The organism is Gorillibacterium sp. CAU 1737 (assembly GCF_039888655.1).
GTDB lineage: Bacteria > Bacillota > Bacilli > Paenibacillales > NBRC-103111 > Gorillibacterium.
Genome location: NZ_JBDQQO010000014.1, coordinates 59704 through 85001, shown reverse-complemented (window position 1 = coordinate 85001; position 25298 = coordinate 59704). Strand labels below are relative to the sequence as shown.

Here is a 25298-nt window from a genome sequence, read left to right as displayed (position 1 = left end):
GCCGACGGCGACGGTCACCGCGGGGCGTCCGGCGCCGGCGGTGACGCGCACGCGGCCATGCGCCGGGTCGTACGCGAGGCGGGCGCGGCCCAGCGCGCGGCCGAGGTCGGCCGCGGACTTCGCGAGCGCGGCGCGGCGCACCGGCACGGCGCCGGCGTAGTCGCCGAGCCGCGCGAGTTCGGCGCGCGGGAGCCGCGGCAGCACCATGATGCCGCGGTCGGCGCAGAACTGCTCCGCTTCCGCGTCCACGCCGCGGTCGGCCGCGATGAGGCCGACGCCGAGCTCCGCGAGCCGCAGGAGCTCGGCACGGAACCGCTCGCGGCTTTCCGCGTATTCGCGGTAGCCCGCCTCGGTGCCGAGCGACTCCTCGGCGGACTTCTCCGGCTCAAGTGCGTCCATCAGGATGAGGACGCCCTCTCCCGCCGGTTCCTGCCGGCCGTAGAAGCCAGCCGGCTTCTTGGCGAGGAGCAGGCCCGGGACGACCTCGCTGCGCCCGACCAGCGGCAGGACCGCAGCGGCCAAGCGAAAGCGATCGTCCATGAGCCGCTCCGTACCGACCAGGCGGGCTGCCTCCAAGACGAGGCGGGCGAGGTCCGCCTGTTCCCTTCCCGCTATGTATGCGATCCGATGCAGCATCGGATCATCCAGGCCCTTCACCGGAACGGCGCTCGCCTCGATGCATTCCGCCGCGAGCTGTGCCCCCTCTTCGATACCGGCGACGACCTTCGCCACCGGTACGCCCTTCACGACCTGGGCAGCGCCTTCCGCCACCATCGCTCCGGCAAGGACCGTGGCGGTCGTCGTGCCGTCGCCGATCTCGTTCTGCTGGGAGCGAGCGACCTGCACGAGCAGACGCGCCGCGGGATGGGTCACGTCCATCCGTTCGAGGATGGTTACCCCATCGTTCGTAATCAGGACGTCGCCGTCCGGGCCGACCAGCATCGTATCGAGTCCCTTGGGACCAAGCGTGCCTTCAACGGCCGAGCAGACCGCTCGGATCGCGGAGGCATTGTTGAGGAGGGCGGCGAAACGCTCATCGCCGTCCCGAGCGCCCGATTTCGTTGCATCCATGAACGTTTCTCTTCCTCTCCGGCTTGCAGGACTCAAGCGTACCAGCGACCGAGAACGGTCGGCAGTTGCTTGGACAGGTGGTCCAGAAGGCCCATCACCTTCGCATATTCCATCCGGGTCGGTCCCAGGATTCCAATCGTTCCAATCGTCTTGCCTTCCAGCGAATAGGTGGCAGTGATCAAGCTGCAATCCCGTATGGCCGCGAGGCCGTTCTCCGAGCCGATTCGCACCTGAATGCCCTCGGTCTGCGGGGAGATCATCCTCATGAGGATCGGCGCCTCCGACAGCAGATCCAAGATATGCTTCACCTTGTCGACGTCCTTGAATTCCGGCTGATTGAGAATGTTCGTCGCTCCGCTTAGGAAAATGCGATCTTCATCCTCTTTGGAAGTGAAGACATTCTCCAGCAGGCCGAGCAGTTCCTCATAGCCGTTCACGTAGCGTCCCATCTCTGCTCCGATCTCCGAGTAGAGCTTCGACTTCAAATGAAGCAGCGGCACATCGCGCAGCTTGTCGTTCAACAGATTGACGACCTTCTCAATCTCGCCGATCGGGACGCCCTCCGGAATCTCGACGGTGCGATTCTCCACCCGCCCCGTATTCGTGACGATGATGGCCACCGCCGTCCGCTCGTTCAGCGGCACGACCTGAAGATGCTTTAATGTCGTATTGAACACCTCGGGTCCAAGGACGATGGAGGTGTAATTGGTCAGTCCCGACAAGATCGAAGCCGCTTGCTGAATGATCTGCTCCATCTTCGACATCCGGTCGGCAAAAAAGGATCTCAAAACCGAAAGCTCATGGCTCGAAAGAGCTCCATAATTCATTAGATGATCGACGTAATACCGATAGCCTTTGTTCGATGGAATCCGGCCAGCCGACGTGTGCGGCTGTTCCAGAAGCCCCAGCTCCTCCAAATCCGCCATTTCATTGCGAATCGTAGCCGGGCTGAATTTAATGTCGCCCCTCTTCGACAAGCTGCGGGACCCGACAGGCTCCGCCGTACCGATGTAGTCATCAATGATCGCATTCAAAATCAACTGCTGGCGTTCCGTCAACATTCGGGTTCCCTCCTTGAAAAGGTAAGTCGGGCGCTGTGCGCCTTCGACTCGTTAGCACTCACAAACAACGAGTGCTAATCAACAATACAAAAATACCACCCGTGAAGGGCGGTTGTCAAGTCAAAGGGAGGAGGCGTTTCCCGCAATTCTCCTCCCAAATGGCGCTTATATCAACGACTTCAGCACAGCGATCTCATCGCAGCAATGCTGCTTGGAGCAGTGCACGCAATCCTTCCAGACTTTCTCGGGAAAGATCTCCTTCTCCACAACCTCAAAGCCGACTCTTTGGAAAAACTCATCCTCATACGTGAGGGCCATCACCTTCGGAATGCCTGCCGCCTTCGCCTGCTCGACAAGCGTCTCCACCAGCTTTCGTCCGATGCCTTGCCCTTTGTACCCGTCGGAGAGGCCAAGGGAACGAATCTCCACCAGGTCCGGGCCGAGCTGGCACAGGGAACCGCAGCCGATCAGCTTGCCATCTACCTCCGCCACGACGAACGTGTCAAGCGAGGCACGCAGCATCTCCTTCGTTCGCGGCAGCATGATCCCCTGGCGGGCATACCCCTCAATAATGTTCACCAATTGATCCAGATCTTGCTCCGACGCCTGTCTGCATGCGACGGTACTCGTCGTCATGGCCATCACCACCGCTTCGTAAAGGTTATGAATAAATATACATCATCATGTATGGATAAACAACAGGTTTTTTATGATTTTTTTCACGTCGTGTCATGTTACAAAAAGGCGATTCTTGCATGAGCAAGAACCGCCTTCTATCCTCGTTAGGTCGAATATTTGTACATTAATCCTTACTCGCCAATGAACTCGGCGAACACTTCGTTTCCAAGGAAGATTCCTTGATCCGACAGCCGATACCCATCCTCGGTGGCGACGAGTCTCCCAAGCGTCTCCTCCTTGGAGATCGCGGAACGGAAGACATCCCGGAACGATTCCCCGAACTGAGCGCGGAAATCAACATCGCGAATACCGGCCAGCTTGCGGAGCCCCACCATCATGAAATCCTCCATGGCCTCGCGCTTCGATACCGAGGAAGTTTCCAGCCTCGGCAGACGTTCCTTGCTCGCTTCGATGTAAGGATTGACTCCCTTGATGTTCATATGCCGCTCCCCGCGGGCATACCCGTGCGACCCTGCTCCAATGCCATAATAGGCTCGGTTTTCCCAATAGGCGCAATTGTGCTGGCTCGCATAGCCCGGCTTGGCGAAATTGCTGATTTCGTATTGCTCGTACCCCGCCGCTCCCAGCCTCTCCATGATGCGGCCGAACATCGCGGCTTCCTCCTCCTCGGCAGGCAGAGGGAGGCGATCCCGCATGTACAGGGTATGGAAGAGGGTGTTCTCCTCTACCTTCAATCCGTAGATTGAATAATGCCGCAGGTCGAGCGACAACGCGGTATCCAGGGAACGATCCAGAATTTCCAGCGTCTGCCCCGGCAACCCGAACATGAGGTCGATCGACAGGTTCTCAAAGCCCGCTGCCCGAGCGTTTTCGATGCTGCGAATGACATCATCCGCCTCATGAATCCGGCCGATTCGTTCCAGCAGCGCATTGTCGAAGGATTGTGCGCCGAAGCTCACGCGATTGACGCCGCCTTCTTTCATCGCCGCCAGCTTGTCCGGGTCAACGGTCCCCGGGTTCGCCTCCATCGTAAACTCTACGTCCTCCGTTCGGTCCGGGAAGTACGCCGCCACTCTTTTCAGGAAGCTCTCCATCTGCTCCGGGGTCAACACCGTAGGCGTACCGCCGCCTACGAAGAAGGTGCGAATCCGGCCAGGGGGGATGGCGCGAACCGTTCGCTCCATTTCCCTCTCCATGGCGTCCAGATAGTCCATAACCGGCTGACCCTTCAGCACGTAGGAGTTAAAATCACAGTAGTGGCACTTGTTCGTGCAAAACGGAATATGCAAATACACCGATTCCGGTGTCATCTCCGGCCAAGTCATGTCGCTTCCTCCTGTTCGGTTTCGATTCGCTTACCATTCCCTCTCGCCATTCTCGTCAAAAAAGGAGCCGGTCCATCCCCATGCCCCGCACGAACCGTCTCATCGACGGCAAGCGAGGAACGCGGGAATGGCACTTGCTCCTTGGGGAGTTCTATCCAGCTTGCATCGGTTGCGGGTTCTCCACAACGATGCGGGGTTGTGCTGCTTACCGCACCCTGTTTAGCGCACAAGGTCCGCAAGCAAAGTCCGCCCCTCCATCGCCTATTCGTCGATCTTGAGCACGGCCATGAACGCTTCCTGCGGCACCTCGACGCTGCCGACCTGCTTCATGCGCTTCTTGCCTTCCTTTTGCTTCTCGAGCAGCTTCCGCTTCCGGGAGATATCGCCGCCGTAGCACTTCGCAAGAACGTTCTTGCGCATCGCCTTGACGGTCTCACGGGAGATGATCTTCTGCCCGATGGCCGCTTGAATCGGCACCTCGAACATCTGGCGGGGGATGAGCGTCCGCAGCTTCTCGCAGATGATCCGCCCGCGGTTGTAGGCGCGGTCGCGGTGGACGATGAAGGACAAGGCATCCACCTGCTCGTTGTTAAGCAGAATGTCCATCTTGACGAGGTTCGAGGTCTTGTAGCCCGATACCTCGTAATCGAAGGAGGCATAGCCCTTCGTGCTCGACTTGAGCTGATCGAAGAAGTCGTAGACGATTTCGGACAGCGGCATCTCATAGGTCAAGGTGACCCGGTTCGTGTCGAGGTACTCCATGTTGACGAACTCGCCGCGCTTGCCTTGGCACAGTTCCATGATCGCTCCGACAAAGTCATTGGGCACGATGATGGCGGCCTTGACGTACGGCTCCTCCACATGGTCGATCCGGCCCACTTCCGGGTAGTTCGAGGGATTGTCGATCTCGATCACTTCACCGTTCGTGAGCGTTACCTTGTAGATAACGCTGGGCGCGGTCGTAATCAGCGGGATGTTGAATTCCCGCTCGATCCGCTCCTGGATGATCTCCATATGCAGGAGTCCGAGGAACCCGCAGCGGAAGCCAAAGCCCAGCGCCGTCGATGTCTCCGGCTCATAGCGGAGCGAAGCATCATTCAGCTCCAGCTTTTCGAGGGCGTCGCGGAGGTCATTGTAGTCCGTCGATTCGATTGGATACAATCCGCAGAACACCATCGGGTTGATGCGGCGATAGCCGGGAAGCGCTACGGCAGCAGGACGGTTCGCGTCGGTGACGGTATCCCCTACCCGTGTATCCTTGACGTTCTTAATGGAAGCAACGATGAAGCCGACGTCGCCAACCGCAAGCTCATCTACGACGGTCATGCGCGGCTTGAAGGCTCCAACTTCGATGACCTCGAAGGTTTTGTCGGTTGCCATGAATTTGATTTTGGAACCCGAACGAATTGAGCCGTCCATCACGCGGACATAGACGATTACGCCTTTGTAAGGGTCATAGTGGGAGTCAAAGATCAAGGCCTTGAGCGGGCTGTCCGGGTCTCCGTTTGGAGGCGGCACCTTGGTGACCACCTGCTCGAGAATCTCCTTAATGCCAATGCCCGCCTTCGCGGATGCCAGCACCGCTTCACTCGCATCGAGTCCGATAACCTCTTCGATCTCGTTCTTCACGCGCTCCGGCTCCGCGCTCGGAAGGTCAATCTTGTTAATGACCGGCAGAATCTCCAGGTTGTTGTCGAGCGCCAGGTACACGTTCGCAAGTGTCTGCGCCTCAATCCCTTGAGCGGCATCGACAACTAGAAGCGCTCCTTCGCAGGCAGCCAGACTGCGGGACACTTCATAGGTGAAGTCGACGTGTCCAGGCGTGTCGATGAGGTTGAGTAGATATTCCTCGCCGTCATCGGCTTTATACGTCAGGCGCACCGCCTGCAGCTTGATCGTGATGCCCCGTTCGCGCTCCAGATCCATCTGGTCAAGCACCTGCTCCTGCATCTCGCGGGTAGAGAGCGCTCCCGTAAATTCCAGAATGCGGTCAGCAAGCGTCGACTTGCCGTGGTCAATGTGGGCGATGATCGAAAAGTTTCTGATTTTTTGCTGTCGTTGCCGAATATCTGCCATCCTCAAGCCTCCGAAAAAGTCACAAGTAGAATAAGTATAGCAGTTTGCACGAGGGACAGCAATGGATCGCCCCCCTTTCCGTTTCCTAACGAATATTGTTCGGGGATTTACCCCATCATACCCAATAATTACATACCTCTACTCTTTCTAGGGAAAGGAATGCAATATGCCCGAAAAGGACTCCCCTGCCCCCTCTCCTGACGAGATCTCAGCAGAGTTGGCAAAGAACCTGGCCGTCATCGACGAGAGACTCGGACACAGCCACGATCTCGTTCATCGAACCATTCAGTACAACGGAGCCCTGCCGTTGATGCTCTTGTATATGGACGGCCTCGTGGACCACGATCGCCTTCACAATTCCATTCTGACCTCGCTTCTCGGGGCAAGGTTCCCTCAGGAGCAAGGCGGCCAGGATTCCAATTCCTGGGCCTTTCTGAACGAACAAGTACTGGTGGCGGCAAAGACCGGCCTGTTTTCATCCATGGACAACTTGCTCCATGAATTGGTAAGCGGCCACGCTATCCTGCTCCTGGAAGGGCATACCCAAGCCATGTGGGTGGACGCTTCGGGCTGGAAGGAACGGAATGTAACAGAGCCATCCTCACAATCTGTTGTGAGAGGGCCGATGGAGGGGTTTACGGAAAACCTCAGCACGAACGTATCCATGATTCGAAAACGCATCCGAGACCCTCGCTTGTGGTTAGAGAACAGGCAGCTCGGCCGCGTGACGAAGACAAATGTCTCCATTCTCTATCTGAGCCATCTGGCTAATCCCGATTTGGTCAATGAAGTGAGAAGGCGATTGGAGCAGATCGACATCGATTCCGTTCTCGAGAGCGGCTACATCGAGGAAGAAATCCAGGACCAGACCCTCACTCCATTCCCCACCATCTTCAATACCGAAAGACCCGATTCAGTGGCGGCGGGCATTCTGGAGGGGAAGGTAGCCATTCTCGTAGACGGAACTCCCTTTGTCCTGCTCGTCCCTACCTTGTTCACTCAGTTTTTTCAGAGTCCTGAGGATTACTATCAACGGGCGGATATCAGCTCTTTGCTCCGTATCATTCGCTTCCTGGCGTTTGTGATTTCGATGTTGCTTCCCGCCATGTATATCGCGATCACCACCTATCACCAGGAGATGCTCCCCACCAATCTGCTTATCAGCTTGTGCGCGCAGCGGGAAGGCGTCCCTTTTCCCGCCTTTATTGAAGCACTGGTCATGGAGATTACCTATGAGATCCTGCGCGAGGCGGGCATTCGCATTCCCAAAACGGTAGGTCAAGCGGTCTCGATCGTGGGGACTCTGGTCATTGGACAGGCCGCCGTGGAGGCGGGAATTGTCTCAGCGGCGATGGTCATCGTCGTTTCCCTCACCGCCATCTCCACTTATGTCATTCCGCAAGCCAACATGTCCATTGCGGTTCGGATGCTGCGCTTCGTGTTCATGCTGCTTGCCGCCTCATTTGGAATCGTGGGGATCCTGATGGGAATCATCGCCTTAACGATGCATTTGGCTTCGCTTCGTTCATTCGGTGTCGCCTATATGAGCCCGTTAGGGCCCTTTATCAAAGAGGATCTGAAGGACACGATCTTTCGAATCAATTGGCCTCGCATGAGCATGCGTCCCGTCTCTAACCAGGTGCAGAATACTCGCCGTCAATTATTCAGAAAGAGAAGGAGGTAAACGGGATGGGAAAAGGGAGCCGACCGGGCCAAATGATTCTCTTGATCCTGGTTCTTATCTTCACTTCTTTGTTTGCCGCCGGTTGCTGGGATCGCCGCGAGTTAAACGCCATTAGCCTCGTCCTTGCCCTTGGGATTGATCAGGAGAAGGATCAATGTAAGGTCTCTGCACAGGTTGTGATTCCGTCAAGCGTCAAATCAAAACAAAGCAACAATGGGAATACAGTGGTGGTTTACACCTCTACTGCCCCTACTCTCTTTGAAGCCATTCAGAAGCTTTCGCAAACGAGTCCTCGTGAAATTTACATCTCCCAGCTGCGGATGCTGATTCTTGGCGAGGAATATGCACGAAACGGCATTACCGAGAGTGTGGAAATGCTGACGAGACACCCTTCCGTCCGGAGCGATTTTTTCATTGCCATTGCGAAGGAACATCGAGCGGAAGAATTGCTGCGTGTTCCATCCCGTCTTGAGAGCGTCCCCGCCAACTCCCTCTATTCGAACCTTCTGACTACAACGGATAATTGGGCCGTCTCCGCCAAAGTTACCGTCGATAAACTGGCTCAGCAGCTTGCGACGGAGGGCGTCGAACCGGTTCTTCCGGCCCTCGAGCTGCAGCAGAAGGATTCCCGGAGCCCTCCTCTTATAAAGTTAACCGGGCTAGGGGTCATAAAAGGCGATCGCTTGGTCGGTTGGTTGAATGAGCAGGAGAGCAGGGGCTACAACTACATCATGAATTTGGTCCAGAGCAGCACGGGCCACGTTACCTTTGAGAATAACGGATTAATTTCCCTTAGGGTGCTCCGGACGACAACGAAAAAAAAGGTCTCCCTGTCCAAAAAGACTCCTGTGGTTCATGTTCGTGTGAAGATGATCGATACGATCACTGAGATCCTTCGTGTTCCGCTGGATTTGAGTAAGCCCGAAGAGATCGCGAAGCTTGAAAAAAAGTGCAACGAACGCACCATCTTTGTAATGAGAAAAGCACAAGATGCCGCACAAAGGCGGTTTCAAGCCGACATCTTCGGCTTTGGGAAGCTGATCCATGAAACAAACCCCAAAGCGTGGAAGAGCATGGCGCAGAATTGGCCGGCTCTCTTTCCCGACGTAGAAGTCGTCTATCAAGTGGACAATCAGGTCCGACGAATTGGAAATACAAGCGAAAGCTTTATCGGAAAGTGAGGGTGCCCCCATGAACACCATGCAAGTACTTTCTTCTCTTCTGACCAGCGTGGTGATCGCCATGATCCACCTGCCCAGCCTGGTGAGAAAGAAGCTGCGCAAAGAGGCGGCAGTCTTTGTCCTTCTTCTAGCAGTTGGCACCTGGCTGTTCCTCGAAGGGTTAGCTCTGGCGGATAACCTGTCGCCGCTTTATTTGATCAAATGGCTCTATGAGCCTATAAGTCAATGGGTTGGCCGATTGCTTCCAACTTGGGGAGGCTGAATAGGATGGAGCGAGGACGCATTAGTACCCGGCAAGCCGCCGTGCTCATCTTTCTGGTCGTTGTAGGAGAGAGCATCCTTCTATATCCAACCGTATTGGCGAACATCGCGAAGCAGGATGCCTGGATTGCCGCTTTTCTCGGACTTCCCTTTGGGATGGGGCAAATTTGGATCTACTATCGCTTGCTGCTCAAGCACCCGGGGAAGACCCTCCTGGAGATCATCGAAGCGACCCTCGGAAAATGGGGTGGAACGCTGTTGTCCGTGTGGTATCTCTTTTTCTTCTACGTAACGACCTCTGCTCTCATTCGAGAGACCGGGGATTTTCTGGCCACGCAATATTTTACAAACACACCGCTGAGAGCCATTCATATGTTGCTGATTGCGCTCTTGCTATGGGGGATCTATTGCGGACTTGAAGTCATCGCCCGCACCGCCGAAATTCTCTTCCCGCTGCTGTTGCTGTCCACGCTGATCATATGGCTGTGCCTGCTCCCTCAGGTAAAAGCGGAAAACCTGCTCCCCGTCTTTGAAGGAGGCTCGCTTCCCTTGATCCACGCCATCATGGTTGTGGTCTCTTACCCGTTCGGGCAGGCGGTCGTCATCAGCATGATTCTCCCGTTCGTCAACCGTCAGCCGCACTTGGGTCGAGACATAATCCTCTCCGCAGCGATGGGCGGCGCCTTAATCGGCATGATGCTGCTTTTCTCTCTTCTGGTTCTCGGATCCTTTAACACCGAAAGCACCATCTACACCTCTTATGTGCTCGCACAGAAAATCAACATTGGAAACTTTCTACAACGCATCGAAGCCATGTTGACGGGGGCCTGGCTCATTAGCAGTTTCTTCAAAAGCGTTCTCTACTCCTATGCCACTGCTTTAGGAACCGCGCAGCTGTTCAAGCTCAAGGAATTTCGTCCTCTGATTTTCCCGATCGGGATGATCCTGTTCGGGCTGTCCGTGCTCTTTGCCCCAAGTATCCAGTATTACCTGTTTACTTTTGATCCCTATTGGACCCTGTGGGATCTTACAAACGGGTTGGTCCTTCCCACTCTGCTGTTGCTGTGGCCTGCAAGGCTTATCAACCGAGCAAGCGGTTGAACAAGTCGACAATCCACCCAACGACAGCGGAGAAGAATCCCCGCACCGCTTCACCAAGCTTGTTGCCGAGCCGGTTCAGGAAGGAATCCGAAGAACGGGATTCCAGGCGGGTCGGCTCCCCCCACTCCGCCTTTTCCGGGCTGAGGCCCGCGGCCGCTGCCCGGATCGGCACCGTTTCGCCGTTCGCTGCTGTTCCAGTCGATCGCGGCGGCTCTTGGGTCGTCGGGCGGTTCTCAGCAGCGGAGCCGCTCCCGCCCGACGAGCCCTCGCCTGGAAGACGGCTCGCATTCGCCGGAATGCTCGGCTCCTCCGGCCCATTTGCTTTCTCACCGGCCGCTCGAGGCCAGTACGATTGATGCACCGCTGCCGGGTCTTCCCCTTGCTGCTTCGCAGCTTGGTCGATGCCGAAAAAGATGCCGAAGCCGATGAGCAGCAGAATCCAGCCTGTCTTTCCCCATCTGCGCATCTGTTACCCCTCCTTGCCGTTTGAGGATTGCGGCGCATCGGCCTTCACTGCGCTCTTCGCGATCTCGGAGATCGCTGCTGCGAGCACATCCGCCGTGCGGTAGCATTCCTCCAGCGAATTGTACGGTCCGCCGATCTCGACGAGTACACTGTTCTCCGACAGCGTCTGGTTGTATTCGGCATTCCCCTCATGCGGAGTCTTCCCCCATATGCCGCGTGAAAGCCCCGGCATCTTTTCTTCAAGCAACGAATGGACCTGCGCGGCAAATTCCTCATTTTTCTTCCAATGGGGGTTGCGCTGTCCGATGATGAAGTAGATTTGAGCGTAATCCTTGCCGTCGATCGTGGCCGTGGTTTTCTCCCGCTTGAGTGAATCCCGGTGAATATCAAAGACAAATTGGATGTTCGGATGGGCAGCGAAGGCTTCCTTGACCGTCTTGTTGGAGTATTTGTAGGAGTAGATATAATTGAAATCCTTCACCACGCTGCTGTAGTCCGTATTGTAAGCAACGGCTCCCACTCCGCGCTGCTCCAATTGGGCTGCAAGGCGCTTTCCGACAAGCGTTACGTTCGTTTTGGAGCTGTAAGCCTTGTCGGGATCATTAACGCCGGGCAGATTGGGAAGATAGGATTCCCGGTTATGAGAGGAATAGATGAGCACCAGCTTTTCATCTGTAGAAGGCTCCTCCTTGGTCTCCGCAGGAGGAGAGGCGGTCTTCGCTGGAGCCTCGCTTGGTGCCGGAGTGGAGGTTGACGGAGCGGGATCCGTTGGCGCATCGGAAGGCTCTACGGGACTTGCAGAGCCGGACGGGTCAGGAGCATCCGTTCCATGATCATCGCCTGCTCCCTGCGAAGGCGTATAATCCTCGGGACCGCTCAGATCGTCCGCGCCCCCTGTCGACTTTCGAAGCAGGATGGCTTTGTCTGTGTTCAGACCGGGCACTTCTCTCGCCAGAAAGGTTCGGGGGTCCTTCGGATTGATATCGGTCAAGAGTCGGAAGGCGAAGCTGATCATGCTGGATCCGCTGAAGGAGGAGGCTTCCGCGTCTTTTTGCAGATGGGGGATCTCCTGTCCGATAGCGTCGATGAAAAAAGCGTTGGAGATCGCAGCGGCCCATCCCTTCACGGGAGACACCGGGGCGCGGTCCACCTTGCTGCTGGCCATAGCGGCCAGTCCAACCAATAGAAAAAAGACGAACGTGCACAGGACGAGGGTGCCCATGGTCCTCAGCATCGCGCAGAAGCGCTGCCATCCTTTTCGGATTCGGCTGAGGTCGAGGGTAAAGGAAGTCCATTTCATGGGGGAGCCTCCGATCGAGAGTTTCAGGGAGAGTCGCTTCTTCCTGTTTACTAGACTCTATGAATCTCTTCTATCGAATAGAACCTGCCGCGCATGACAAAAAGGCGCTTCTTCTTCGAACACACCGCAATAGAGCCGGGGTTTGAAGAACAAGCGCCTAGTAAATGAAGCGACGAAGTCTGCTCATGCAGGAAAACAGAAAAAGAATCGGCTTACTTCACCGGAACATTCGCCGATGCCGGAAGTTCGGCATCACCGTTCAAGTAGCTCTCGACGGTACCGGGAACATCCTTCAGCGTCGGCACCGTAAAATAAGCGCCCGGCGGTTTGGTCGTCAGCTCCACAATGTTGTAATCCCATTCCCGGATAGCGGGAACATAGATGGCTTTAATGCCCCTTTCCAGGGCAGGCAAGATATCCGTGCGCAGGGAATTCCCCACCATCCAGGTTCGAGCGCGGTCAAAGCCGTTCTCGCTCAGAATGGCTTCAAGCGCAGCGGAGTTTTTGTGCTGGCGAATGAAGATCCGCTCCCCGAAGAAATCCCCCAGCCTTAACGTCTCCACCTTGCGCTTCTGGATCGACTCCACCCCGCCCGTATACAAGAACAGCCGGTGTCCCTGATCACGAAGGGCGGTCAAGGTTTCCACCATATCAGGGTAAGGCTCCACGTTCCGGTCATAGACGGACTTGCCTAACGCCAGCAGTCCTTCCACCTCTTCTTCGCTCTCGGGACGACCGGTCATTTTGGAAAAATGGCGGTAGGTTTCCACCAGCGAGATGGGAAAATGGTCTTCCGTGAACCCCTGTTGAATAACCCCTGCCGTATCGAGCTCATATTGCTTGTCTTTGACCGCGTCTGCGGTAAGGGAATAAGCGGCAAACCAGGTCGTCAGTTGGTCGCTGAATTGGTCGATGACCATATCGAAGTAAATATTGCAATGGCTGAGCGTGTCGTCCATGTCAAACAGGATGTTCTGCGATAACATGCTCGCGCCCCCTCTCTCTATCCGTGCTCCAAGAACGTGTCTGCAAACCTGATATTCGAACCCTTCATGGGGGTTGCAGACAAGCTCCTAATCGAAGACCGGTTGGTTTTCTCCTGACTATATCAAACTGACGCTCAAAAAAAAAGAGGCGAGAAGCGCTCTCCGCTGCACTCCCGGCCTCCTGCAGAGCCAGTCTGTCAATGCGTATAGGCCGCTACATTGTCGGAATCCACTGCTGCATGGAGGGCAGCGTTCAGCCCGCTCGCGATAATGTTGGCGATGTCCTCGATGAATTGATCGATCTCCTTCGGCGTCACGAGCAGGTCCTGTCCAATCGGGTCCAGCACCTCTTTGACAAGCAGGAGGCGCTCTTGGTCCGTCAGCTTGTCCAGCATGCCGAGGATTTTATCCGAGCTCTGGGTTTCCTTACGGAAGTGGGCCGCCATGAGGTCGATGCTGTTGTCCACAATGGTGGAGGCATACACCACCGTGGGAACGCCGATGGCAATGGTGGGAACGCCAAGAATTTCCTTGGTGAGCCCCTTGCGCTTGTTGCCAATGCCAGAGCCGGGATGTACCCCGGTATCGGCGATCTGGATCGTCGTGTTCACCCGGTCGAGCGAACGAGAGGCGAGCGCATCGATGGCGATGATCAAGTCCGGCTTCGTCTTCTCCACGATGCCCTGGACGATCTCGCTGCTCTCAATCCCCGTTGTCCCCAGCACGCCGGGCGCGATCGCACTCACTTCGCGATACCCATATTCCACCTGCCCCGGCATGAGCTGAAAGTAATGACGGGTGACCAATACGTTCTCAACCACGATGGGGCCAAGGGCATCGGCCGTGACATTCCAGTTGCCCAATCCGATAATAAGCACCTTGGCATCCGGATCGATGCCGATGCGCTTCAGAAAATCTCCGAATTCCCCAGCGAAGCGGGTGGCTACCAAATCCTGCAGGACCGAGTCCTTTCGGCGGAGGCCGGGAACTTCCAATGTTACATAATGACCCGGAAGCTTGCCGATGGAGCGGCCCGCTTCTGCCGTTTCAATGTCGAGGACCGTTGTTTTGATCCCGTCCTCCTCGTGCACGTGCTGGTTGATCCCCGGCACCGCGTTCCCTCTGCGCCGGGCCGCCAGCTCGTTGGCCTCCAGGGCGAGGTCCGTACTGCCCATGTAGATGATGTCCTTTTCCATCCCGATCCCTCCCTTGGGTTTACATGCCGTTAGTGTGTGAAATCGCAAGGGAGTTATACCTGCTTTCATTCCAACTCTTGCTTTTTGAAATGGGCCATGATAAAATATTTAAAGTTGTCAACCATATGCAAATGGTATGGTTTTTCGAGTAGGAGGTGAACGTGATGCCGAACATTAAATCCGCTATTAAACGCGTAAAGACGAACGATTCCCGCCGTCTGCGCAACGCTTCCCAAAAGTCCGCCCTGCGTACGGCTATCAAGACTTTTGAGAACACCGCCAGCACCGGTAACGTGGATTCCGCTAAAGAAGCTTTGGTACAGGCGACGAAGAAGATCGATAAAGCCGCTACGAAGGGCTTGATCCATAAAAACACCGCCAACCGCAAGAAATCCCGTCTGGCTAAGAAACTGAACGCTCTGAATGCTCAAGCGTAAGCTTCATCACCACCGGTTCGGACCGCCCTCGGGCGGTCCGTTTGCGTTTCAGCATAGAAAAAGGGAGCGAGCCTGAAGGCTGCCCCCTCCTATTCCAGTGAGATGGAAAAACTTACGGATATTCTTAGCAAAATAAGCGAAGCATCTATCAAGCTGCCAGCTTGAGCAAGAGCAGTTCAAGCCCCAACACCTTGTCGACTCGTCCCGTCTTCATGGCGTAATCGAGATCGGCCAGCTCGGTTAAAATCCGCTTCAGTTGATCTTGATGATAAGATCTCCCTTGCTCGGCTGCAAGCTTCACCGGATAAGGATGCGAACCCAGATGAGTCGCCGTTTGCTGTTGGGAGTATCCTTGGGCATACAGATCCTTCACCTGCAAAATCAGCCGAAATTGACGAGCCATGAGCATCACCAGCTTGATCGGCTCCTCTTTTTGCTTGAGCAGCTCATGCAGTTGATCCATCGCCTTGTCCAGCCTGCGGCGTACGATATCCTCCATGAGCAGGAAGACATTTTGCTCCGCGCTTTTCACGACGAGCTTCTCCACGGTGGAGACATCAATCGACGCTCCTTCTCCCGCATAGAGGGCCAGCTTGGCCAACTCCGCGTCCATCGCCTGCAATTGGCCGCCGGTAAACAGCAGGAAGCGTTCCACGGCTGTCCGCTCGAAGGTGACACCATGCTTCTTCGCTCGCTGCTCCAGCCAGCCGGGCAGTTCCTCTGCCGACAAAGGGGCAAACGGCTTGATCGCCTTCTTCTCCTTGAAGGTCTTCACCAGCTTTTTCCGTTCGTCCAGCTTCTCCGCATCGACGGTCAGAATCAGCTTCGTATACGGCGCGGGAGCACTCAAGTACGCGAGCAGCCGGTCAGTTCGATGCTCCACCTTGGACGTATCCTTCGCGCCGGTGAAGAACAGCGCGGAGCTCGCAAGAATCAGCTTCCGCTCCGCAAGAAACGGAGCCGTCTCCGCCTCATCCAGCACTTCGTCCAGCGAGGTCTCCGTCAAATCATATCGAATAAGGGCAAAATCGCGAAGCTCCGGGTCTACCCACTTCTCCATCTGCCGACTTATATACTCGTCCTTCAAAAACTTTTCTGTGCCGTAGCAAACCAGCACGGAACTTTCCTCTGCCACTCTCGGCACATCCGTTCCATCAGGCTCATTATAACACAAAGAAGCGGCGTGCCGTTGTTCCGGCACGCCGCCCCTTTATGAGAACACCCCGCCCGAGCCCTAGAAACACGGGAACTGGGGTGGAACACCTTGGCGGGTTGCCGAGGGCCTGTTCCCACTTACGCTAGCATATTCTCCCCATGGCCAAATGATGCAGCCGGAAGCCTATCCCCGGAAGATTATTTGGTCAATTCCTTTTTGAGTGCAAGGTCGATCATGTACTCGTAGTAGCTTCCGTTTCCTTTGCTCACAACGTAGAGCAACTGATAATTGTTGGCCCACTCCGTCAACTGGACCGAATCGGAATCCTCCCATTGAACCGGAGACTGGAACACCGTCCCTCCGCTGCTGTCCCGAATGACGACCCGCTGGCTTTCCACCACAGCCACGTACTTCGCATTGGGGGAAGCGATGCGGGATACATCGATGTTGCCGCCGAGGAACAACCCGCCGCCCGAATTCGAGCCGAACGACTCCTTCTCCCCCAACGAATCATTCTGGGTGATTTCCCCTGGCTGGATAAACGTTCCCGTGCCAGAGTTGGTCGCCCCGGAGGAAGCATTCCCGGAAGGAAGGGACGACGAAGGCGGTTGGCTTTGGGTATCGTCTGCTGCCTTCTCGTCGCGGTTAATGGCGATCGAAGATGTGATTCCTTTTGGAGAATCTTCCTGCGACGTCGGCATTCCCTTTCTCAAGAGATCCGAGCTTTCGGAATCCGGGGTACCGGATTGAGTTCCTATGCTCAGGTTCTCGGACGACGGCGAAGAATCTGCCGTGCTCGGGGTCATCAGGAAGGTTTGAGCGCCTTGATTCCCTGCCTCAGCAGGAGCCGGACTGGCCTTGCTCTCCTTCCCCGATTCGTCGGACACTTTGTCGGGCAGCACGATTCCGCCCTTGGATTCCACCTGTGCAACCGGCGGAGGTGTCACGACATCGAGCGCGGTTTTGCCGCTCGTGTTGGTGTTCCCTCCGGGCCCCAGTGTCTGGAACAAAAACGCACCGACAAAGAGAGCCGCTGCGGCCGTTCCGGCATACACCCATCGAGGATGAGGCCGCCGCTTGCGCAGCGGAAGCACCTTCTCGTGAGGCTCCTGGGGTACAGGAGAAGCGGCGGGAACCGGCTTCTCGATTTCGAGCTCATCCAGCCGAGGCAGGATCGAGTCCACGATGCTGAAAGGAGGCCGAACGTCCGGCAGCGACTCAAGCCCGTCGGAGAGCTGCTGCAGCCGTTCGAACATGGACGCACATTCGGGGCAGTGGTTGAAATGCGAAACCATGCGCTGCTGTTCCATCTCGGCCAGGTCGTGATCCAGGTATCTCTGCATGAGTTCCATCACTTCGGAACAACTCATCCCCGAACACCACCCTTCTGATAATCTTGGAGGTATTGCTGCAGCTGCTGCCTCGCCCGAAACAAATAGGACTTGACGGTGTTAATGGGCAGCTGCAGCGAATCTGCGATTTCGGCATAGCTGAAATCATGCAGATAGCGCAAGACGATAACGGTCCGATGCTGGACCGGCAACTTGTCGATGGCTTCTATAATGTCCTTTTGGGCGAAGACGGCCATAACCTCATCTTCTACAAATTGCCCCGACGCAAACACCATCTCGTGTTCATCAATGGAGACGGAGGGCTTGGTCCGACGAAATTTGTCGATGCAGATATTGGTCACGATGCGCTGAACCCACGTTTTGAACAGGGCTCGCTCCTCGTAGGTGCCGATCTTCTGATAAATCCGAATTAAGGCTTCCTGGGAGGCATCCATGGCGTCCTGCTCATTGTTTAACAAATAGTAAGCCGTCTTATAGACATGCGGTTCAATTTCCCGCAAAAGAGTGATGAGTGCATCGCGGTCTCCCGCTTGTGCCGCCTTGAGCGTTTCAGGCGCTACCACGGAGGTCCTCCTCTCTTGCAAACTCTCAGACGGAGTATGCGTTCAAAAGGTTGCAATTTTTTTATTTCAAATCGGGGAACTCCTCTTGATTCACCAAAATGGGCGCAAGCACCCTCCTTCTATTTCTCCGCCAAGGCCCGATTCCCTGCCATGGGGCTCACTTTTCCACAAATTCAAAGCAGCTTTGTAGGAAAATCGTTCTAGAACGTGTTTGCATACCTGCTCTAGGGCAGCCTTGTTTCCACATGAAGCGCCTCTCGCGTGACGCGAAACCGGACCTCTCCCCTCTCATCGGTTCGGAGGACAGAGGCCTCTGCCTCGTTCAGCCGGGTGAGCGTATCCGCCGAGGGATGTCCGTATAAATTGGATTTACCCACGGAGATCACAGCAAAGCGGGGCTGCCAATAAGACAACCACCCGATTCCGGTAGAATGCTTGCTGCCGTGGTGAGCGACCTTGAGCACATCGATGGGATATCCTCCAGTCGGAAGAACGTTCCGGTTGGCGATCAGTTCGCGCTCTGTTATTTGCCCCATGTCGCCGGTGAACAAGAAGGTTCGATTGTAGAGCTTCAATAGAAAGACGAGCGAAACTTCATTTTGCTCTGCAGCAAGCTTCAATTCGCCTGTCGGAGCGGGGGGACCTAGAAAGACGAGCTCCGTGTCGTCATCCGGGCGGTACCGAGAACCTTCCCCAGCCTGATAGAGCGGGATTCCTCGTTCTTCCGCGGTTCGAAAAAGCCGTTCGGCCATCGGACTATTCTTCAGAGTACCATTAAACACAAGTTTGCGCACAGTGAGCTGCTCGACCACCGCCATTAAGCCGCCGATGTGGTCCTCATCGAGATGAGTAACGAATACGGCATCCAGTATCCCGATGCCTCGTTTTTTGAGCAGCGGGACGAGCGTCTTCTTCCCTACCTCGTAGGGATCGCGGCGCTGCTTCCATTCCTCTCCGGCGCGTTTGATGGTCAAGGCGCCTCCCCCGTCGATGAGCAGGTGCCTGCCCGCAGGCGTCGTCACCAGGATGGAATCGCCTTGTCCAATATCCAGGAAGGAGACGGTCGCCGCTTGTGCACGCTCCCCTCCAGGGAGGATGCCTCCGCAGCCGAGAGCCAGCACGAACAGCGCTGCGGAAGCGTTTCGGACCCGGGAGAGAGGGAAGCCTGTTCTCCCTCTCCCGCTTCCGAACCGCTCCGGCAGCCGAATGCCCGCTTTTCTGCGGCGGCGGGCGGCCTGCTCTCTCGCCAGTGCGGCGAGCAGCAAGGCGCAGGCAGCGTAATAGAACAGGATCCAGCCGACAGGGGGAGAAGGCCAGATCAAGCGAACATGCGCGCCCTGATTCATCCAGGATACGAGGCGGAAGGAAGCCCGATTCACCAGCGCGACCGGCCAAGCGATCCATTCACCGGCCGCTGGATAGACAAGTACGGCCAGCATGGCCAGCGTCCCGCCGGGTGTCACTACGTAACTGACGATGGAGACGAGCAAAAGGTTTGCAGGAAGCGACAAGAACGAGACTTGATTGAAGTAATAAACGGTTAGAGGAAAGGACGCCAATTGGGCGACAAGCGTCACCGAAAGGGTTCCATTCAGGAGAGGATTCTTCACCGGCAGCAGACGAGAGAAGGAAGGAACACCGAGGATCAACCCCGCGGTTACCAGGAAGGACAGCTGAAAGCCTACATCCATCAAGTAGTACGGATGGACAAGCAGCATGAGGAGCGCGGTTAGGGATACGAGATGGAGACCGTCCTTGAGGCGGTTCTTGCGAGCGGCGTACAAGGCCAGCATCGCCATCAGTCCGGCCCTCATGATGGAGGGAGCCGCGCCGGTTAGCAAGACGTAGAACGGAAGCAGCACCATCACGATCAATTGAGCCGTTTCCCGGGGCAGACGGAGAAGCCGAAAAAGGCCGAGGAAGGCCGCCACGAACACCGCGACATGGAGGCCGGAGATGGCCAGAAGATGCGTAAGCCCCAGCTCGGAAAACTGTTCATACTGATCAGGTTCAATTCCATCTGTGATCCCAAGGATCAAACCGTTCATATACCCCGCCTGGTCTTCCGGGAATACCGCTTCGATCGAGCCGCTGAGTTTCTCTCGAAGTTCATCAACGGCTCGCTGGATGGGCAGCAGGGAGAGCCATCCGGCCTCCTTGCCGGACTGAACGATCCCGTCTGTCCCTTTTACACTTAAGAGATAGTGAATGTGCTGGCGCCGCAGATAAGAACGGTAATCGAACCCGCCGTAATTGCGGGCGGGCTCCGGCTTCCGTAAGGTGCCGGTCAAATGAACCCGGTCTCCCCGTCTCCAAGCAGCCGCAACGGCTTGCTCCTCCTCGCGCAGGAGGCGGACGGTGACCCGAAGCTTTTCCTCGACCTCCACTTCCGGCGCTCCCTGCACCGATGCGGAGGTCCCTTTCAAATAGAAGGAGGCACGATCCCCATCCACTTCGACCGGAGTGAGGAGGGTTCCGGTCGCCTCGATCGTCGCTCCATCGAGCGAAGCCGCTGTCTTCTCCTGCAGGTCGCTTTGATTGGCCGAGTCAAACCAGCTGTAATACAGGAAGGATACCATCACCATCAATAGTATAGGAAGCATCGACTGAATAGGACTTCTTCCATGTCGAAGCGCATGGCCTTGTGCCGGCAATCGCTTGCGGGAAACGAGCTGAATTCCTCCCCACCCCGCAATCAAGAGAAGGGACACGCCGAGCATCAGCCCCGCTGATGGAGCGGGTCCGAATCGGGCTGCTGCTGAATATCCGGCGAGGAGTGCGAGCGTCCCCTTTACCAATGGACTGATCTTCATCGAAATTCACACTCCATCCTCATAAATCTCCGTCCTCATACAAAGAACCCCGCCTATTCTTCAGGCGGGGTTCTTCCCTCGTTGCAAAGTGAAGCAATCGATTTTGAGTGTTCTCTTAATTGATGATATCGGTGAGCGTGTTTTCTGGAGGCTCGTAATTCGCCAGCTGGCGAAATACAATGCCCCTCGTATCCATGAGGCGAGACACCTTGTCCATGTCCTTCGGATAAGACCGATGATAGACGATTTCCTTAATCCCGCTGTTTGCCAGCATGTTGGCACAGGTCCAGCAGGGCTGGTCGGTCACATAGACGGTGGAGCCTTCCCGATCGGCCCGGTCGGTGAAGAGCAGCAAATTCTGCTCTGCGTGGATGGTCCGAATGCAGCGCTGCTTCTTGACCACCTTCTCTTCACCGTCCACCACCTGAACCTCGTACTCCTCGGTCAGCATGCAACCCGCATCGTTACAGTCCGGCACGCCCATCGGCGCTCCATTATAAGCCGTGCCCAACAGCTTTTTGCCCTGTACAAGCACAGTCCCCACATGGCGACGAGGGCATTGAGAACGGGTCGACGCCATGAAGGCGATATCCATAAAGTAGGTATCCCAATCTTTTTTTCTTGCCATAGTTCCTCCTGCTGCGGTTTACTCCCAATTTGTGCTTATTTTCTCACACCTCACGGGAAAAGGGAAGCGGAAGGCCGCGTCCTCCTGCTTAGAAGGCCCGCCTCTATTTTCTCACCGTGATCCGATCCTTGAAGGAGGCATAGGTTTTCTCTCCAATCCCCTTCACCTCTGTGATTTCGCTTGCCATTCGAAAGCCGCCATGCTCCTCTCGGTACTGGATGATGGCCTTCGCCTTCGTCTCCCCGATTCGCGGGAGCTCCATCAGCTCTTCGAGCGTGGCGCTGTTCAGGTCGATCAAGCCCGTGTCGGGGGCAGCCGCTGCCGGTATTTGCGAGTCGGCAGAGGCCTCCCCCGCTGGTGCAGGCACAGCAGCAGCCACGCCCTGCTCGGTCTCCTTATCCTGCAATAAGGGATCTGCGCTCGGAAGCTCGGCATTGTTCCCTTCAACCGATGAAGCCGAGGGCGACTCCCTTTCCGGTGATACCGGTTGGGTTGCCTCTGCTCCTTTTCCACTCGCAGCCGGTACCGGCGTGGCCAGAGCTGCTTCCATCTGGTTATTCATCAAGGTAAACCCGCTCGCTTCCTCTGGCGGCCGATCGGTCGCACGCCCGAGCCAAAATCCTCCCGCCACGAGCAGCACCGCTGCCATCGCGACAAGAAGCTGCTTCCGGTATTGCAAGATCATCGTCCCCATCTTCCGTCTCCTCCTCTTGCCCCTTGGTAAAACAAAGCACCGCCTTCGTTTCCCTGCCGGGAAAAGAAGGCGGTGCTTCCGCCGATCACAATTGATTTCTTCCATTATACCCCAGTCCGAACCAGCCGACAAGCCTCTTCGCAGATAATCCTTCCGTCTGATAAACGAATCGTTCGATCACCGAAAGAGGCCGCATGGGCATCATGCGTCACCATAAGCACCGTCATGCCTCTCTCTCTACTAAGCGTCTGCAGCAAACGGAGAATCTCTTCGCCAGTTCTTGTATCGAGATTGCCGGTTGGCTCATCTGCAAAAAGAATAGCTGGATCAATCGCAAGAGCTCTAGCCAAGGCAACCCTCTGCTGTTGGCCACCGGAAAGCTGGTATGGAAACTGCTTGCGCTTATCGGTCAGCTCCACCTGCTCCAGCAGCTCGCTCACTCGATCGCGGTATGCCTTTGCGCGAATGTTGCCCAATTCCAGAGGCAGGGCAATATTCTCCTCGACCGTCAAGGTCGGAACCAGGTTGTAGAACTGAAAAACAAAGCCGAAGCGGGTTCTCCTCAGCTTACTCATGGCAGCATCCCCCAGAGAAGAGAGGGGGCTTCCCTCGAATCGAACCTCTCCATGAGTTGAATTTTCCAGTCCGCTCAGCACATAGAGCAGAGTACTCTTTCCTGATCCGGAGGGACCGACGATCGAAACGAAGGAGCCCTTCTCAATGGCAACATCCACCCCGCGAAGAACCGGCACCATTCCTCCATCGAGCTCGAAGGACTTCTCTAGTTTTTTTCCTTCCAGTATGATCATGTGCTCCTCCTATTCGACACCTTTGATTGATGGAATAACATCCATACGCCGCAAGCTTCTATAGGGCAAAATCGCACTCACGGCACCAAGGAATACGGCACAGATCAGCAGGAGAGGGAGAAAAGCAGGATTCCCTTGTCCAGACAAATCCCCTATACGATAGGCGAGAATGCGCACGAGGTATTCATTCATGCCCCAGCCAAGCAACAGGCCAAGGAGGCCGCCTTCCAGACAAAGGAGCAAGCTTTCCCCCACTATCGTGCGAAGCAGCTGCGTTTGAGACATGCCGATGGTCCTTTCGATGGCGAAGCTTCGCTTGCGGGTCAGAATGGACAGCATCAGGTTATTGTTCAGACCGATCACACTGACCCCAGCCGAAAGGAGAAAGAGCAGGTCCACGATAAGAAACAGCTTTGCGTTTTGCTCATCATTCGCTTCCATCATCCTATCGATCGTTGTGAGCGAGCTGTATTCCTGCTCGGGGATCGCACCGCGAACAGCGTTCTCCATCGCATCTGGTGAAACTCCATCCTTTGCCTTCAACAGATAGAAGCTGGAGTCCCCCCCTGCGAAGTCTCGTTCCAGATTCGAGCGAGGCAGAAACAAAACCTTTCCCATGTTTTCAAAGCTGCTGCAGATGCTGACGATCTGATACGACAAGCCTCCAGCTGCACCCGGAAGTTCCAGGACATCCCCAACCTTCTTATGAGCTGCTTTGGCGAATGTCGTAGTGATGATAAGGCTTCGATCCTTCTGCAGCTTTGCAAACTCATGTGACGCAGGGGAGCTGCCAAAGGATTCAAAAGCAACCGCCCCATAGTCAGCGGGATCAATTCCTGCGAGTTCAACCTTGATTCCCTCCACACGGCGAGTCGCTCTCGTCTGCGAAATGACCTTATCCACCCCATCTATCGCTTGAAGCTTTGGAGCAAGCCCTGCTCCGGGGATACTTCCAGCTAGTGCAACATCCATTGTTCCGTAAACGCCCTGAGAGGATTCTCTGACGAGTGCTGAGGTCTGAAAGCTCAAAAAGGCAATGCCGATGACAAGAGAAATCAGCACGAGAGACTCGGCGGATCGAACATAACTGCGCTTAAGCTCTTTACCGGCAAGCCGAATCTCCGCACCGAACAAGGCGAGAAGCGGGGAGAGCCCCGTCAGCAGCATCCGGTGCAGAACTTCAAGCAGCAGAACGAATCCGACGACAAATAGCACAAGAGCAGCGATTAACCACACGAACCCCTCTTTCGTCGTTCCGTAAGCGAATAGAGAGGTTACAGCCAGAATCAGGAGCCCCGCGCCAATGATCGTTTTGCCCATACGAACTGCGCTCTTTTCTCTTCTCGGGCCTCCTTTCAGACTCTCCACGAGCGACAATCGAACAGCAGCAAGAGCGGACGAGAGAACGCTGGCGAGCCCTGCCCCAACAAGGCCCATGTACAGGAGCAGAACCTTCCAGCCAGTAATAGCGATGGCCGCTTCCTCCCCGGTCACGCTCTGCAGAAGATAACGAGTCATGGGGATTCCCGCCGCGATTCCGATCGCAGCAGAAAGCGAAGCGATCCATGCATTTTCCAGAAGCAGCCCTCCGACGATCTGCTTCTTCGATGCTCCAACGCTCCTCAAAGTACCCAGTTCGCCCATCCGTTCCTGAATAAGTGTCTTGAAGGTCGAGTACGTAAGGTACAGAGTGAGAAAAACCGCAAAGGCAGAGAAGATGGTCAAGGCCATGCTGACCGTTCCGACATAGGCTTCGTAGTAGTCGAGATCATAGTTTTGTTGGACCTTGAGCGCCGGATCAAGTCCCTTCTGAACACCCGCCTTGACGGCTCCCAGCTCCTCCAGGTCCCTCAGCGTAAGCCCGATGGAGGTCGCTTGCCCTTCGCGATCGAATAGGTTCGAAGCCTCCTCCCGTGCGATAAAGACCATTCCCTCGTATTGAAAAATGCCCTTGTCGGGAGCAATTCCTGCAATGGTCAGTACCGCATGCCTGTCTCCGGCACGAAGCTCCATCCGTCCTCCAAGCTCAAGGTGAACGCGATGGGCCGTCGCTTCGCTGATGATCGCTTTCCCAGCAAAGGGCTCCAGCCCCTGGCTTTCAACAAACGAGAACGGAAATACCTTCATCTGCTCGGCATAGTCAATCCCAATGACGGACAACTCCTCCGCATCCATTTGACCGACAAGGGCGGCTCCCGCCCCGATCCGAACGCTCGCCTGCTCAATGCCAGGGATTTGGTTCAGGTGAGCCAGCGGCTCAGCTACTGCGAAATACGGATCATTCTCCTTCGCGGACACGATCGACAGTTGGCTGTTCAAGGTTTGATCACGCAGGCTGGCGAGCCGCGAATCCATGGCGGCTTCCCGGAAGAAAACAGCGGCCATCAGCGTGAGAGCCGACAGCCAAAAGGTTAAGAAAACGAGAAGAAACCGCAGCTTCTTCCGTTTGATGTTGCGCCAGGCCAGCTTTCCGAAAATGCGCATAAGGGCCTCCTGTCGA

General features: G+C 55.9%; 23 protein-coding genes. 5 read left to right on the top strand and 18 right to left on the bottom strand.

Features of this window, described 5'->3' with window-relative positions:
- From AAFN83_RS20870 to lepA, 6 genes are all read right to left on the bottom strand, one after another.
- The coding region (locus AAFN83_RS20870) for a TCP-1/cpn60 chaperonin family protein (protein WP_347772996.1) at nucleotides 1-1071 on the bottom strand (1071 nt) is incomplete at its 3' end.
- A gap of 32 nt (nucleotides 1072-1103) precedes the next feature.
- The gene (gene hrcA, locus AAFN83_RS20865; RefSeq protein WP_347772994.1) at nucleotides 1104-2132 is read right to left on the bottom strand and encodes a heat-inducible transcriptional repressor HrcA; all 1029 of its coding nucleotides are present in this window, start codon (nucleotides 2130-2132) and stop codon (nucleotides 1104-1106) included.
- Nucleotides 2133-2297: 165 nt separating this feature from the next.
- The gene (locus tag AAFN83_RS20860) at nucleotides 2298-2768 is read right to left on the bottom strand and encodes an N-acetyltransferase (RefSeq protein WP_347772992.1); all 471 of its coding nucleotides are present in this window, start codon (nucleotides 2766-2768) and stop codon (nucleotides 2298-2300) included.
- A 173-nt stretch (nucleotides 2769-2941) separates the two neighbouring features.
- Nucleotides 2942-4096, bottom strand: a complete 1155-nt coding sequence (hemW, locus tag AAFN83_RS20855) for a radical SAM family heme chaperone HemW (RefSeq protein ID WP_347772990.1) — start codon at nucleotides 4094-4096, stop codon at nucleotides 2942-2944.
- Nucleotides 4093-4335, bottom strand: coding sequence for a hypothetical protein (locus AAFN83_RS20850; protein WP_347772988.1), 243 nt, complete (start codon nucleotides 4333-4335; stop codon nucleotides 4093-4095). Before AAFN83_RS20850 ends, hemW begins: the two co-directional genes overlap by 4 nt.
- A gap of 22 nt (nucleotides 4336-4357) precedes the next feature.
- The gene (gene lepA, locus AAFN83_RS20845; RefSeq protein ID WP_347772986.1) at nucleotides 4358-6172 is read right to left on the bottom strand and encodes a translation elongation factor 4; all 1815 of its coding nucleotides are present in this window, start codon (nucleotides 6170-6172) and stop codon (nucleotides 4358-4360) included.
- 166 nt (nucleotides 6173-6338) lie between these two features.
- On the opposite strand from lepA, the gene AAFN83_RS20840 reads away from it, so the two are divergent.
- From AAFN83_RS20840 to AAFN83_RS20825, 4 genes are read left to right on the top strand one after another with little or no spacing between them, the layout of a single operon-like run.
- Entirely contained in the window at nucleotides 6339-7856 is a 1518-nt protein-coding gene (locus AAFN83_RS20840; protein WP_347772984.1) for a spore germination protein, read from the top strand.
- 5 nt (nucleotides 7857-7861) lie between these two features.
- On the top strand, nucleotides 7862-9037 hold the full coding sequence (locus AAFN83_RS20835) for a Ger(x)C family spore germination protein (RefSeq protein WP_347772982.1): 1176 nt from the start codon (nucleotides 7862-7864) through the stop codon (nucleotides 9035-9037).
- A 10-nt stretch (nucleotides 9038-9047) separates the two neighbouring features.
- The gene (locus AAFN83_RS20830; protein ID WP_347772980.1) at nucleotides 9048-9299 is read left to right on the top strand and encodes a hypothetical protein; all 252 of its coding nucleotides are present in this window, start codon (nucleotides 9048-9050) and stop codon (nucleotides 9297-9299) included.
- A gap of 5 nt (nucleotides 9300-9304) precedes the next feature.
- Nucleotides 9305-10399, top strand: a complete 1095-nt coding sequence (locus AAFN83_RS20825; RefSeq protein ID WP_347772978.1) for a GerAB/ArcD/ProY family transporter — start codon at nucleotides 9305-9307, stop codon at nucleotides 10397-10399.
- Here AAFN83_RS20825 and AAFN83_RS20820 read toward each other — a convergent pair.
- The 4 genes from AAFN83_RS20820 to gpr all read right to left on the bottom strand — a co-directional run bounded on the left by AAFN83_RS20820 (nucleotide 10380) and on the right by gpr (nucleotide 14346).
- Nucleotides 10380-10865 carry a hypothetical protein gene (locus AAFN83_RS20820; protein ID WP_347772976.1) on the bottom strand — a complete coding sequence of 162 codons (486 nt, stop codon included), beginning with the start codon at nucleotides 10863-10865 and terminating at the stop codon, nucleotides 10380-10382. The two genes, AAFN83_RS20825 and AAFN83_RS20820, sit on opposite strands and share 20 nt — an antisense overlap.
- A gap of 3 nt (nucleotides 10866-10868) precedes the next feature.
- Nucleotides 10869-12164, bottom strand: coding sequence for a stage II sporulation protein P (spoIIP, locus tag AAFN83_RS20815; protein ID WP_347772975.1), 1296 nt, complete (start codon nucleotides 12162-12164; stop codon nucleotides 10869-10871).
- Between the two features lie 212 nt (nucleotides 12165-12376).
- Entirely contained in the window at nucleotides 12377-13150 is a 774-nt protein-coding gene (locus tag AAFN83_RS20810; protein WP_347772973.1) for an HAD family hydrolase, read from the bottom strand.
- A 197-nt stretch (nucleotides 13151-13347) separates the two neighbouring features.
- Entirely contained in the window at nucleotides 13348-14346 is a 999-nt protein-coding gene (gpr, locus tag AAFN83_RS20805) for a GPR endopeptidase (protein ID WP_347772971.1), read from the bottom strand.
- A gap of 164 nt (nucleotides 14347-14510) precedes the next feature.
- Here gpr and rpsT point away from each other — a divergent pair, with 164 nt between their 5' ends.
- Nucleotides 14511-14783, top strand: coding sequence for a 30S ribosomal protein S20 (gene rpsT / locus AAFN83_RS20800; RefSeq protein ID WP_347772969.1), 273 nt, complete (start codon nucleotides 14511-14513; stop codon nucleotides 14781-14783).
- Nucleotides 14784-14931: 148 nt separating this feature from the next.
- Here rpsT and holA read toward each other — a convergent pair whose 3' ends face one another.
- The 8 genes from holA to AAFN83_RS20760 all read right to left on the bottom strand — a co-directional run bounded on the left by holA (nucleotide 14932) and on the right by AAFN83_RS20760 (nucleotide 25282).
- Entirely contained in the window at nucleotides 14932-15918 is a 987-nt protein-coding gene (holA, locus tag AAFN83_RS20795) for a DNA polymerase III subunit delta (protein ID WP_347772967.1), read from the bottom strand.
- A 218-nt stretch (nucleotides 15919-16136) separates the two neighbouring features.
- Nucleotides 16137-17309, bottom strand: coding sequence for an anti-sigma factor family protein (locus AAFN83_RS20790; protein ID WP_347772965.1), 1173 nt, complete (start codon nucleotides 17307-17309; stop codon nucleotides 16137-16139).
- Nucleotides 17306-17854: an RNA polymerase sigma factor gene (locus tag AAFN83_RS20785; RefSeq protein WP_347772963.1), complete on the bottom strand. Its 549-nt coding sequence runs from the start codon at nucleotides 17852-17854 to the stop codon at nucleotides 17306-17308. The genes AAFN83_RS20790 and AAFN83_RS20785 overlap by 4 nt, the downstream gene beginning before the upstream one ends.
- A 224-nt stretch (nucleotides 17855-18078) precedes the next feature.
- Entirely contained in the window at nucleotides 18079-20667 is a 2589-nt protein-coding gene (locus tag AAFN83_RS20780; protein WP_347772962.1) for a ComEC/Rec2 family competence protein, read from the bottom strand.
- A 115-nt stretch (nucleotides 20668-20782) separates the two neighbouring features.
- The gene (locus AAFN83_RS20775; protein WP_347772961.1) at nucleotides 20783-21295 is read right to left on the bottom strand and encodes a deoxycytidylate deaminase; all 513 of its coding nucleotides are present in this window, start codon (nucleotides 21293-21295) and stop codon (nucleotides 20783-20785) included.
- Between the two features lie 103 nt (nucleotides 21296-21398).
- Nucleotides 21399-21989, bottom strand: a complete 591-nt coding sequence (locus AAFN83_RS20770) for a ComEA family DNA-binding protein (RefSeq protein ID WP_347772960.1) — start codon at nucleotides 21987-21989, stop codon at nucleotides 21399-21401.
- 104 nt (nucleotides 21990-22093) lie between these two features.
- A complete protein-coding gene (locus tag AAFN83_RS20765; RefSeq protein ID WP_347772958.1) occupies nucleotides 22094-22798 on the bottom strand; it encodes an ABC transporter ATP-binding protein in 705 nt (234 codons plus the stop codon).
- Between the two features lie 9 nt (nucleotides 22799-22807).
- Nucleotides 22808-25282, bottom strand: a complete 2475-nt coding sequence (locus AAFN83_RS20760; RefSeq protein ID WP_347772956.1) for an FtsX-like permease family protein — start codon at nucleotides 25280-25282, stop codon at nucleotides 22808-22810.
- Nucleotides 25283-25298: the final 16 nt, after the last annotated feature.

Coding starts and splice junctions, on each gene's coding strand:
- gpr (WP_347772971.1), bottom strand. CDS start 14,346: ATGGAAAAGGACATCATCTACATGGGCAGTACGGACCTCGCCCTGGAG.
- AAFN83_RS20765 (WP_347772958.1), bottom strand. CDS start 22,798: ATGATCATACTGGAAGGAAAAAAACTAGAGAAGTCCTTCGAGCTCGAT.
- AAFN83_RS20860 (WP_347772992.1), bottom strand. CDS start 2,768: ATGACGACGAGTACCGTCGCATGCAGACAGGCGTCGGAGCAAGATCTG.
- spoIIP (WP_347772975.1), bottom strand. CDS start 12,164: ATGAAATGGACTTCCTTTACCCTCGACCTCAGCCGAATCCGAAAAGGA.
- AAFN83_RS20840 (WP_347772984.1), top strand. CDS start 6,339: ATGCCCGAAAAGGACTCCCCTGCCCCCTCTCCTGACGAGATCTCAGCA.
- AAFN83_RS20820 (WP_347772976.1), bottom strand. CDS start 10,865: ATGCGCAGATGGGGAAAGACAGGCTGGATTCTGCTGCTCATCGGCTTC.
- AAFN83_RS20775 (WP_347772961.1), bottom strand. CDS start 21,295: ATGGCAAGAAAAAAAGATTGGGATACCTACTTTATGGATATCGCCTTC.
- AAFN83_RS20760 (WP_347772956.1), bottom strand. CDS start 25,282: ATGCGCATTTTCGGAAAGCTGGCCTGGCGCAACATCAAACGGAAGAAG.
- AAFN83_RS20810 (WP_347772973.1), bottom strand. CDS start 13,150: ATGTTATCGCAGAACATCCTGTTTGACATGGACGACACGCTCAGCCAT.
- hemW (WP_347772990.1), bottom strand. CDS start 4,096: ATGACTTGGCCGGAGATGACACCGGAATCGGTGTATTTGCATATTCCG.
- AAFN83_RS20770 (WP_347772960.1), bottom strand. CDS start 21,989: ATGGGGACGATGATCTTGCAATACCGGAAGCAGCTTCTTGTCGCGATG.
- AAFN83_RS20780 (WP_347772962.1), bottom strand. CDS start 20,667: ATGAAGATCAGTCCATTGGTAAAGGGGACGCTCGCACTCCTCGCCGGA.
- AAFN83_RS20835 (WP_347772982.1), top strand. CDS start 7,862: ATGGGAAAAGGGAGCCGACCGGGCCAAATGATTCTCTTGATCCTGGTT.
- AAFN83_RS20790 (WP_347772965.1), bottom strand. CDS start 17,309: ATGAGTTGTTCCGAAGTGATGGAACTCATGCAGAGATACCTGGATCAC.
- lepA (WP_347772986.1), bottom strand. CDS start 6,172: ATGGCAGATATTCGGCAACGACAGCAAAAAATCAGAAACTTTTCGATC.
- AAFN83_RS20830 (WP_347772980.1), top strand. CDS start 9,048: ATGAACACCATGCAAGTACTTTCTTCTCTTCTGACCAGCGTGGTGATC.
- rpsT (WP_347772969.1), top strand. CDS start 14,511: ATGCCGAACATTAAATCCGCTATTAAACGCGTAAAGACGAACGATTCC.
- AAFN83_RS20825 (WP_347772978.1), top strand. CDS start 9,305: ATGGAGCGAGGACGCATTAGTACCCGGCAAGCCGCCGTGCTCATCTTT.
- hrcA (WP_347772994.1), bottom strand. CDS start 2,132: ATGTTGACGGAACGCCAGCAGTTGATTTTGAATGCGATCATTGATGAC.